10 protein-coding genes and 1 pseudogene are annotated in these 10,767 nt (G+C 35.8%); 1 reads left to right on the top strand and 10 read right to left on the bottom strand.

All coding sequences use genetic code 11. The features are described from left to right. The 4 genes and pseudogenes from ACIQ6Z_RS07635 to ACIQ6Z_RS07620 form a co-directional block, all read right to left on the bottom strand. A pseudogene (locus ACIQ6Z_RS07635) lies at positions 1-750 on the bottom strand (alpha-mannosidase); the annotation flags it as partial. Positions 751-1,106: 356 nt separating this feature from the next. Next, positions 1,107-1,514, bottom strand: coding sequence for a hypothetical protein (locus ACIQ6Z_RS07630; RefSeq protein ID WP_396210316.1), 408 nt, complete (start codon positions 1,512-1,514; stop codon positions 1,107-1,109). Between the two features lie 32 nt (positions 1,515-1,546). Then, positions 1,547-2,566 (bottom strand): phenylalanine--tRNA ligase subunit alpha, encoded by a 1,020-nt coding sequence (gene pheS / locus ACIQ6Z_RS07625; RefSeq protein ID WP_396210315.1) that lies wholly within the window; start codon positions 2,564-2,566, stop codon positions 1,547-1,549. A 100-nt stretch (positions 2,567-2,666) separates the two neighbouring features. Continuing rightward, positions 2,667-3,023 (bottom strand): hypothetical protein, encoded by a 357-nt coding sequence (locus tag ACIQ6Z_RS07620; protein ID WP_396210314.1) that lies wholly within the window; start codon positions 3,021-3,023, stop codon positions 2,667-2,669. Between the two features lie 148 nt (positions 3,024-3,171). Between ACIQ6Z_RS07620 and ACIQ6Z_RS07615 the strand changes: the two genes are divergently transcribed. After that, the gene (locus ACIQ6Z_RS07615) at positions 3,172-3,693 is read left to right on the top strand and encodes a CvpA family protein (RefSeq protein WP_396210313.1); all 522 of its coding nucleotides are present in this window, start codon (positions 3,172-3,174) and stop codon (positions 3,691-3,693) included. Between the two features lie 47 nt (positions 3,694-3,740). Here the strand turns inward: ACIQ6Z_RS07615 and ACIQ6Z_RS07610 are convergent, their stop codons facing one another. From ACIQ6Z_RS07610 to ACIQ6Z_RS07585, 6 genes are read right to left on the bottom strand one after another with little or no spacing between them, the layout of a single operon-like run. Further along, a complete protein-coding gene (locus ACIQ6Z_RS07610) occupies positions 3,741-4,502 on the bottom strand; it encodes a tetratricopeptide repeat protein (protein ID WP_396210312.1) in 762 nt (253 codons plus the stop codon). After that, positions 4,499-6,286: a BatD family protein gene (locus ACIQ6Z_RS07605; protein WP_396210311.1), complete on the bottom strand. Its 1,788-nt coding sequence runs from the start codon at positions 6,284-6,286 to the stop codon at positions 4,499-4,501. The genes ACIQ6Z_RS07610 and ACIQ6Z_RS07605 overlap by 4 nt, the downstream gene beginning before the upstream one ends. A 3-nt stretch (positions 6,287-6,289) precedes the next feature. Further along, positions 6,290-7,057, bottom strand: coding sequence for a tetratricopeptide repeat protein (locus tag ACIQ6Z_RS07600; RefSeq protein WP_396210310.1), 768 nt, complete (start codon positions 7,055-7,057; stop codon positions 6,290-6,292). Beyond that, complete coding sequence (locus tag ACIQ6Z_RS07595; protein ID WP_396210309.1) at positions 7,050-8,093, bottom strand: VWA domain-containing protein; 1,044 nt, start codon at positions 8,091-8,093, stop codon at positions 7,050-7,052. The genes ACIQ6Z_RS07600 and ACIQ6Z_RS07595 overlap by 8 nt, the downstream gene beginning before the upstream one ends. A gap of 10 nt (positions 8,094-8,103) precedes the next feature. Continuing rightward, the gene (locus tag ACIQ6Z_RS07590) at positions 8,104-9,108 is read right to left on the bottom strand and encodes a VWA domain-containing protein (protein ID WP_396210308.1); all 1,005 of its coding nucleotides are present in this window, start codon (positions 9,106-9,108) and stop codon (positions 8,104-8,106) included. Further along, positions 9,108-10,724, bottom strand: coding sequence for a hypothetical protein (locus ACIQ6Z_RS07585; RefSeq protein WP_396210307.1), 1,617 nt, complete (start codon positions 10,722-10,724; stop codon positions 9,108-9,110). The genes ACIQ6Z_RS07590 and ACIQ6Z_RS07585 overlap by 1 nt, the downstream gene beginning before the upstream one ends. Between the last annotated feature and the right edge of the window lie 43 nt (positions 10,725-10,767).

The following is a 10,767-nucleotide window of genomic DNA, read 5'->3' as shown; positions in this document are numbered from 1 at the left end:
CGAAAGTGACACTTTTACGAGGATTTTTTCACCTTTTTTGACTTGTTTGGAGAAACTTAAAGCCAATTTTGTTCCTTTGTATATCCCTTGTAATTTAGTGTTTACCGTGTTTTCTTCTGCAACCAAATTCACTTTCAATGGCACATTAAACTCAATGCGAGCATACACATATTGGTCTCTTGCCCAAGCTTCACTTCTTCGTAAGACTTCAATAGTTTTATCATCAATTACTCGAATGCTGCCTTCTAAAAGCTTATCGCGATGATTCAAATCTAAAATAATATTGGCTTGTCCGTCTTTAGTAAACGTATATTCATGAAACCCAACGCGGGTTGAAGTGGTTAAACGCACATCGATATTATGTTTGTCTAATTTCACAGCATAAAATCCAGCGGAAGCTTTTTCATTGGCATGCGAAAAAGTAGAGGAATAAATCTTATTGTCAAACGAAGGTTCACCCATTGTTGGCATTAGCATAATATCACCATAATCTGAAACACCGGTTCCATTCAAATGCGTGTGGGAAAATCCGTAAATTAAATTATCGGAATAATGGTACCCGCCACAACCGTCCCAACTCCCGTCGATTCTGGTGTCAGGAGACAATTGTACCATACCATAAGGCACCGTTGCACCTGGAAAAGAATGCCCGTGACCACCTGTTCCAATTAAAGGATTGATGTGTTTGGCAAAATCTTGTGCTTGTGAAAAAGAGGCCACAAAAAGTATAGCAATAAGAAATGGTTTCATGTCGTTGGGATGAAAAATTTCTTAAAGGTAAAAATATTTTCTAATTGTTGTGCGGATTAAGCTGTTTTTGAGTTTTTACCATATAGCAACATAGATTTTTCTTTTAAAAGCGTTTCGTTTTTTTGAGGTAACTATAGAATTGTGTTGAATTTTAAACATATAAGTCATATAAGAAAGTGGAAGATGTTCTTTGTTTATATGAGTTCATATAAATTTTTCTATGTTGACTATGTAAAGTGAAACAACTCAAGATTAATAAAGTTAATCTATGTTTCTATGAGGTGAAAACAAAAAACCACAAATGCATTTCTGAATTCGTGGTTTAGTTATTTTGAATCCTCTTACAAGAGAATAAATTAATTTGCTAAAACGCCTTTTTTGTTGATAATGGGTAAATCGGCCGTGGCTTTTTCGTTGATGGAATTGGTTTTAAAAACGAAGGTTTTATCAAATAATTGTCCGTTTGAGAAATAGGACAACATGAATTCGTTATTCAATTGCAAAACGTTATTTTCTAACAATTCTACTTTTACGGCGGTTCTTGGTTCTACTATGGCAAACGCATGTCGGAATGTTCCCGTTTTGCGTTCTTCGCCATTGATTAAACCATAAGCACGAGAAACTACCATAGCCATTTCTAATAAATCATCGGTATCGTTTATTAAATAAGCATACCAAGAATTTTCCATAAAATCGTCGTTCCATTCTTGAAAAGCCACAATGTGAACGTTTGCTACTTTTGGGATGATAATGTCTTTTTTCATAGTACGTGAGATTGCTTCGTTCCTCGCAATGTCTAAATTGATGCTTTGAATTGCTCTAAGAAACGAACGTCGTTTTCATAAAACATACGAATGTCACCAATTTGATACAACAACATGGCAATACGTTCTACTCCCATTCCGAAAGCAAAACCCGTATGCTCGTCTGGATTGATACCGCAGTTTTTCAATACATTTGGATCGACCATTCCACAACCTCCAATTTCTAACCAACCGGTTCCTTTGGTAATTCTATAATCCGTTTCGGTTTTTAACCCCCAATAAATATCAATTTCAGCACTAGGTTCTGTAAATGGAAAATAGGACGGACGCAAACGAATTTTCGATTTCCCAAACATTTCCTTGGTGAAATACAACAAAGTTTGCTTTAAATCGGCAAAGGAAACGTCTTTATCAATATACAAACCTTCCACTTGATGGAAAATACAATGTGAACGCGATGAAACAGCTTCGTTACGAAATACACGTCCTGGTGAAATCGTACGAATGGGTGGTTTGTTGTTTTCCATGTAGCGCACTTGCACCGATGATGTATGCGTTCGCAATAAAACATCTGGATTGGTTTGAATGAAAAACGTATCCTGCATGTCTCTTGCCGGGTGGTATTCAGGTAAATTTAATGCTGTAAAATTGTGCCAATCGTCTTCGATTTCGGGACCTTCAGACACATTAAAACCAATCGTTGAAAAAATATCAATCATTTGATTTTTTACAATTGAGATGGGATGACGGGAACCAACAGCTATGGCTTCACCCGGACGTGTAGTGTCTCCGTAAATGCCTTTAGCCTCTTCTTTATTCTCCAAAGCATCTTGAATCGATTTTACTTTGGTTTCAGCCGAAGTTTTCAATTCGTTAATTACTTGTCCAAAGGCCGCTTTTTGTTCGTTTGGCACATTTTTAAATTCGGCAAAAAAGTCTTTCAATAAACCTTTGCTTCCTAAATACTTGATGCGGAAGGCTTCTAATTGCTCTTTGTTGTCGGTTTGAAAAGTGTTTACTTCTTCAATATGGGCTTTAATCGTTTCTATCATCGCTCGTTTTATAATGGTACAAATTTATGTATTTTGTTTCAAGTTTCAAGTTTCAAGTTAACTAAAACTTCTAAAATCATAAATCGTTACTCCTAAATCATTACGCTATCAACTCTTTCTCTAAAAAGTAGCTTACAATTGCTTCTTTCATCAACACTGCTTGTTCACCTGCTTTTAACGGGGGTAATTCTTCTTTGGTTTTGTAATGCGGCCAACCTTCGTTATCAAAATATTCAAATTCATAATACCCATATGGCTCTAACAAACGACAAATGGCTATGTGCATGAGGTTTACTTTTTCATCTTTTTTAAAAGTGGCATGAATTTTACCCAATTCTTGCACGCCAATTAAATAAATAATACCTTCTAAATCAAGGTCCTCTCCGCCTGAAAATTTTTCTGATAATATGCTGACAACACTTTCCCAGCGTTGTTTTAATTGTTCGTCTCTAGACATTTTTTTGGGTTTTAAGTGATGGGTGATGGGTGATGGGTTCCTATGACCTATTACCGATAACCAATTACCAAATTTCATGCAAAGATAAGAACAGAAAACCAGTTTCAGCAATTCTTTTATCTTTGTTCTTTAATCTATTTTCTTTCAAATGAGTTTTATTGATATTGTTTTTGCTATTTTATTAGGTTTTGCCATATATAAAGGGTTTAAAAATGGCTTTTTTGTTGAAGTTGCTTCGTTTATTGGATTGTTAGTTGGAATATATGTAGCCCTCAAATTTTCGAATTGGATAGGTGCTGTTTTTTCAGGATTTTTTCCAACATGGCATTCAAAATACATCACCATCACCGCTTTTATACTGACATTTATTTTGGTACTTATTGGGATTCACCTGAGTGCTAAAATGCTTACAAAAGTTTTTAATGTTGCTTTTTTAGGCGGAATCAACAAAATTGCGGGGATCATTTTTAGCGTGCTGAAAATGATTTTAACATTGAGTGTAGTACTTTTTATTGTGGAAAAAATCAACATCAATAACCTACTAATTGCCAAAGAAACACAAAAGAATTCTATTTTTTATCACCCCATTCAAAATAGTGCAAAGGCAATTTATCCTACGATTGAAAGATGGTATGATGGTTTGAAGTCGGGCGTTGAGAGTGAGGAGTAAAAACTTTGACAAGCTAAGCCAAAAGACTTTCAACTGAGCACTGAAAACTACTTCTTCACTTCCCTTATTGCTTCTTTGTCAATCCAAGCTTTGGTTTTGTCGGTTAACTCTACTTGTGACCAATTGCCTAGGGTTGCCAATACGTAAACTTTTGTACCTTCATGCAACGTAACTACATCTTCTGAAGTTGTTTTGGGTTCCGATTTTAATGTCGTCGATGCAGCAAAAACTACCGCAGGATTATAATTTGAACTCCATTTTTTTTGCAAAAAAGCTGAAAAAACGGTTATACCAATGCCTACTATAAACAGCAGGAATAAACTGAAAAAAGCACGTTTTAACAGTACCGTATTTCCAAAATAATAGCTTAAAAAAGAGAGCAAACTCAAAAAAGCAATTAAAACGGCAATCCATGCCCAAGTATCATAATGAAAAACCCGCGTATATTCTTTAAGGATTTTCTTAAATCCAACCTCTGGCATAACTTTAATGTCGTCGATTGCCATTTTCTGAGCAAACGACAAATTGGTTTTTATGGCTTCGTCATCAGGGTTTAAAAGCACTGCTTTTTCGTAATAATAAATAGAAGGTGCCACCTTGCCTAATTTGTAATAACAATTGGCAATGTTAAAATACAAATCGCTCGAAGCGTTGCCTTGTTTTTCAATACTTTCAAAAGCTGTTACCGCTTCGGAAAACTTTTCTTTATGATATAAATCGTTTGCTTTTTTGAAAGTTGCCTGGATGGATTCGTTTGCATTAGCAAATGAAATCAAAAACAATAGTAAAATTACGCTGATACTTCTCATGATTTCAATTGTTTTTCAAGTTCGGTAATTATTGCAATGGCTCGATCAAAATCATTAACCATAGCCGTGTCTGTTGCCGGAGCATAGCGCGCAAATTCGCAATCATTCATTAATACCATAAATTGCGATATGCTATTTTCCGAAGCATTTCTTTGATGCAGCAACTCCACAATATTGTCTTTGCTCATTTCTGCCGTTTCAATATGTAATTTGGCTTTTAAGAAATTGTGAAGTGCTTTTTCCATAGCCATATAAAAAGGTACTTTATCGCCCATTTGCTTTTTGGCTTCCGACAAATATTTTTTAACCAATCTGTTGTTTTTTCTTACTCTATTGCCAAAAGCATCAGCATCTTTGGCTTCTTTTTGTTTGCGTAACAATACCACAACCGGAATCAGAAGCAATGGTGCAATCAATAACCCATAAAACATCCCTGATCCCAAGAAATCTTTTTTAGCAGTGGCCACAAATGAAGTGGTTAATTTGTTGTATTGGAAAACTTCTTTTTTAAGTATCGCTTGTTTGTTTTTCGTTGTGTTGTTTGCTACCAAAGTACCATCTCCTTCTAAAACATCAAGAGTAATTTCTGGAGAAGATAGCGTAATATATGTTTTGCTATTCAAATCATAATATGAAAACGCAATGGGTTTTATCGAATATTTTCCTTTGTATTGGGGAATAATAGTGTATTTATCTGAAACGCTTCCCGTCATGCCTGTAACTGGAGTTTGCACATTTTCTTGATGTGCCGGATCATACATTTCTAGCGAACTCGGCACCACCGGTTTAGGAAGTGTAAACAACTTCAAATTTCCTTTGCCCGATACGGTGACTTCTAAGTCAAGGGACTCACCCGCTTTTAATTTGGTTTTGGAAGGGGTAACTTTAAATGTAAAAGCACCAACAGCTCCTGTAAAACTGGCTGGTTTTCCTTTTTCGGGAAGGGGTTTTACGGTTATCGTTTGGATTCCGGTGGAGAGTGCTTTTTCAACAGTGGTCATTTCCATTCGACCAAACCAATCACTTCTTCCAGTGGGTACCTCAGCATCTACATCAATTTTAAAAGGTTCAATTCGTTTTGACCCCGCTTCTAATGGATATAAAATTACTTTTCGAAGGGCCACGACACTGTAATCTTTGCCATTATATTTTCCTTTTTCGGCACGTAATTGTTTCATGTCAATATATTGACTCCAGAAATCTTGATATTTTGGCGCTTGAAAATTACGCAAGTTGGAAACCGAACTGTTATACGGAAAATACAATTTATAAATCACCGTAACCGGCTCATTGACATATGCCGATTTGGTCGATAGTTCCCCCACCAAATGGATGCCTTCTCCAAAATTATAGTTTTGTTGTTGTCTCGGGTTTTGGCCGGGATAACTCGGCATTTGAATAGGATCTGAAATGGTGATTTTTATAGGTACTGTTTTATAAACTGTTCCGTTGTATTCAATACTTGCCGAACCTATGGTAAATGTTCCTTTTTTTGTGGGGGTCAAATAATAAACGACTTGGGTTGTAATTTCCCTTTTTTGTGTCATTTTACCATTAATTATGGTAATAGAAGTTTGATTACCTTTATTGATAAAGGGTCCTTCTGCTTTGAATCCAGGAAATTTTGGCCCTTGAAAATTATCCCCTTCATTATTGATAGAGAACGCAATGGGAAATCGTTCGTTTAAACCATATACATCTCTATCCGTTTGTGCTTCAAATTTTACTTGAGCTGCTACAAACGAATACAGAAATAAAAAAAATACAACAACACTTTTTTTCATGATTTACCAATCTTTTTCATTTGAGGCCGGACGCACTTTTACTTTTTTAGCATTCACTTTGTCTTGCACTTTCTTCTCCGCATTATTAACGGCATCTAATATATTGTCAATGCGTTGTTTGTCGGCACCACTTGGTTTTGGCGATTCATTTTTATCTTCTTTTTTCTCGCCGTCTCCTTTGCCTTGTTGCTTATCGCCTTGTTTATCTTTGTTATTTTGCTGGTCTTTATCGGAATCTTTTTTGTCGTTTCCTTTGTCTTTATTGCCTTCGTTATTTTTGGGTTGCGGTTTGTTATCTTGACCGTTTCCGCCTTTATTGTCTTTTTTATTATCTTTAGGAGGGTTCTCTTTTTTCTTCTTTTTAGCCAACGCATAATTGTAGCGCGTTTCTTCGTCCTTTGGGTTATTGCGTAAGGCATTTTTGTATGCCTCAGCCGCTGCTTCATAATTTTTATCCATCATAAAGGTGTTCCCTAAATTGTGATAAATGCGGTATTTCTCTGTTTTTGTTTTGGCCGATTCAAGCGCAAGAATGTATTTAATTTGTGCTTCACCGTATTGGTTTTGACGGTAAATACTGTTGCCTAAATTGTATCCCGCAACTGCTTTTTTGGGCGATTTTTTGGATTCAGTTACTCGAAAATCCGCTTCGGCAGTTGCGTAGTTTTTTTGTGCGAAGGACTGGTTTCCGTTGTAGAGGTTTTTATCGCTCTCCTGACTGAAAAGAAATCCGCTGATTAATAAAACTATACTATAGATGATCTTATTCATGTTTTTTCTCGTTAAATAAATTCAACTTCTGCACCCAATTCGTTTTTTTCTCCAATAAGAAAATATCGGCCAAAAGCAACAGAAAGCCCAAGCCCAAAAACCATTGGTATTGAGATTCAAAATCAGCTATTTGTTGGGATTCAAATTCTGATTTTTCGATTTTATCTAAAGCTTTTTTTACTTCTTCCACCACCTCTTTAGTGTTGGCTCCTACAATATATTTCGATTTGGTTTGTGTAGCAATATTTGTAAGCACTTCAGCATATAATTTTGTAATCACATTTTCTCCCTTTTGGTCTTTTTTATATCCCGAAATTTTTCCATTGGAATCTTTCAATGGAATCAACCCTCCTTTTTCTGTTCCCACACCAATTGTTACAATGCGAACGCCTTTTCCTTTAGCCATTTCAATAGCTTCTTCAGCACCATCGCCATGATCTTCTCCATCGGAAACTAAGATAATTAACTTGCTCGTGTCTTTGATGTCAAAATAATCCACCGAAAGCTTAATGGCATCATTAAAAGCGGTTCCTTGTGAAGAAACCATATTGGTGTTCATGCTTTGCAAATACATTTTAGCAATACTATAATCTGATGTCATCGGTAAAACGGGATAGGCACTTCCGGCATAACCCACAATACCTACACGGTCGTTTCCTAATTGATTGATGATTTGAGACACCAATTGTTTGGTTTTTTCCAATCGATTGGGCGCAATATCTTCGGCTAGCATGCTTTTTGAAATGTCAACCGCAAATACAATATCAATTCCTTGACGCTTTACCGTTTCCATTTTGGTCCCCATTTTTGGATTGACTAAAGCAATGATGACACAGGCCAGTGCGGCCAGTACAATAACTAATTTTAATACCGATTTAAAGGTAGATTGTTCCGGACTTAATTTTTGAAATAACGGCTTATCTGCAAAAGCGGTTTGTTGTCTTCTTTTCCAATACAAATTGAATAGAAAAAAAGCACCCACTAATGGAATTAGGGCAAACAAATAAAAATAGATTGGGCTTTCTAGTTCAAACATGATTTTTTTTCTAAACGATTCCTCTAAAAACAGTATTTCGAGCGAGTACTTCAATTCCTAATAATACAAAAGCTAATAGAGCAAACATTTTATATTTTTCATCGTAATTATAAAATTTTTGTTCGTTGATTTCTGTAGTTTCCAAGGTATTGATTTCGTCGTAAATGGCTTGTAATTTTCGATTAGAAGTCGCTCTAAAATATTTTGCATCAGTTGTTTTTGCAATTTCCTGCATTAATTTTTGATCGATTTCAACCGGCATCCTTCTGAATACCAATTTACCATTGGCGTCTTTTGCTACAGGAAACAGAGCATTGCCGTTTGTGCCGATTCCAATAGTGTATACTTTTATCCCATATTCTTTGGCAATTTCTGCAGCTGTTCTTGGGTCAATAGTCCCGGAGTTGTTTACGCCGTCAGTCAATAAAATCACAATTCTGCTTTTAGCTTTACTGTCTTTAATGCGATTGATAGCAGTAGCTAATCCAACGCCAATACCCGTCCCATCAGCCAAAACACTATCGTCGTAGACAATAGTTTTTAACGATTGCAACAAAATGGCTTTGTCGGAAGTAACCGGCGTGCGAGTATAACTTTCGCCAGCATACACCACTAATCCGATACGATCATTTACGCGATCTTGTATAAAAGTTGAAGCTACTTTTTTTAGTGCTTCTAATCGATTGGGCTTTAAATCGTTTGCCAACATACTGCTCGAAACGTCGATGGCCATTACAATATCAACCCCTTTTGTCATTTTTGATTTTGACGTTACATCAACGCTTCTTGGTCGTGCCAAGGCTATGATAATCGAGCTCAATGCCAACAATCGTAGGACAAACAATAGTGGTTTTGCTTTCGCTAAAAATGTACGTTGTCCCACAAAAGGCGCAATGGTAGGCATGGTTAACGTTGCCGAAAGTTGATTTCGTTTATAAAACAACCAAGCAATTGCTATGGGCACTAGTAAAAAAAGCCACAAAAATTCCGGATTTAAAAAAGTTACTTTACCCATTATTGCTTCGCTTTTCTTAGTTCGATTGAATTTTGAATCTTTTCTGTTACTTGTTTGGCATGTGTGTCATCTTCTTTATAAATTAAGAAGATTTCCTGAGCGCCACCCGGTTGAGCAAACACGACAATTTCATAGCTCATCTTTTGCTCTTCATCTGTTTTCGAATTGAAAGCGGTGAACGTTCCTGAAGACTTTTTACCCGATAACCCTTTTGCATTTTCAAAATCGGCCGTTTTTACAATGATGTTTTTTGCACCAAAACGTTCCAATTCTTTCAAATCATTTTCAAGCGCAACTTCCAAATCTAATCGAGTCGTGTCTTTGAATGCTGTGGTAATTAATACAATTGAAAAATCATCCACAATACTTCCAGACATAAATCGATTCGTCGATTTTACATTTTCAGGCAGATTATTTTGAATTTTTTCATCGTTATTGCGATGCAACACTTTAGGGGTTTCTATGATAATTGCGGGTTCTCCATATTCTGAAGAAACCCATTCTTTTTCCAACAATTCGGCTGTAGAATACCCTAGGTAATTTTCTTTTAAATAGTCAAAACCAATGGTGTATAAAAACAGGGAAACCGCTAAAACAAATAGGGATGCTGCTATACCAACGGCAATGACGGTTCGTTTAAATTTTTGTTGTTTTAATTCTTTTTTGCGGACTTCCTCAGCAAAAAGCACTTCGGCTTCGGCTTCAGTTCGAGGTAAGGCTTTATCGATGATAATTAAAAATTTATCGATAATTCCTTTGTCTTTTTCAATTTCAAACTGCAAGGGTTTTGATTTGGCAAATTTAACCAAATCGGCATTTTCTAAAACTACCTTAAATTGTTCTAAATCGTCTCTGTTGATGAACATTTTCTTCTCAGAAATCGCTTTTTTTAGAGCAACAACCAATTCGCTAGAAGTACTTTCCATAGCCGGAACTTTTACCGATTCTTCGATATAGGTTCTTGCAATATCGGTCATTTCAGAATAGTATTCTTTGACTTCTCCTTTTTGGAGTAATTGTTTTTTATCTAAATTTTGAAGATATGCGATTGCTTTTTCAATAGGTGATGCGAAAAATTCTTCAGCCGAATCCTCTCTTTTTTGAATTTTCTTGATGATAAAATACGCCGCAAAACCAGAAGCGATGATTAATCCTAATAATACCAACCATTTCCACCATTCGCTACTCGGTTTTTCTTCGGTGGCAATAATGTTTTTGATATCATACATTTGTTGCTTAGTGGTATCGACCTTTATGTTATTTACCAACACAGACAATGAATCCGTTCGAAAGGCTTTTTGATTGATTTTTACCAATAATTTTGGGATAGCATATCTTCCGGAGTCAAATTGGGTTAACCCATATTTTTTGATTAACTCATATTGTGCATTATTTTTAACGGTATCAATTGGAAACGATTCTAAAACTTCCAATGCCCCAAAAAACTTCCCTTCAGGAAAAACTACTTTGTCTTTTGCGTTTACTGAGGCTTTAATGGTTAAAAGAAATTGAGATCCAATCTTTATTTGTGAAGAATCAATTGAAGTGGTGATTTTTTGAGAAAACCCAAAAACCCCAAAAAGTAAAGCAATATGTAAGTAAATCGTCTTTCTCATTTTTCTTAATTTCTCGCTTTAAAATAGCCTAATAATTTGGTCA

The organism is Flavobacterium sp. (assembly GCF_044376915.1).
Taxonomy (GTDB): Bacteria; Bacteroidota; Bacteroidia; order Flavobacteriales; family Flavobacteriaceae; genus Flavobacterium.
The sequence above is the reverse complement of the archived record's forward strand: the minus strand, read 5'-3'. Positions and strand labels throughout refer to the sequence as shown.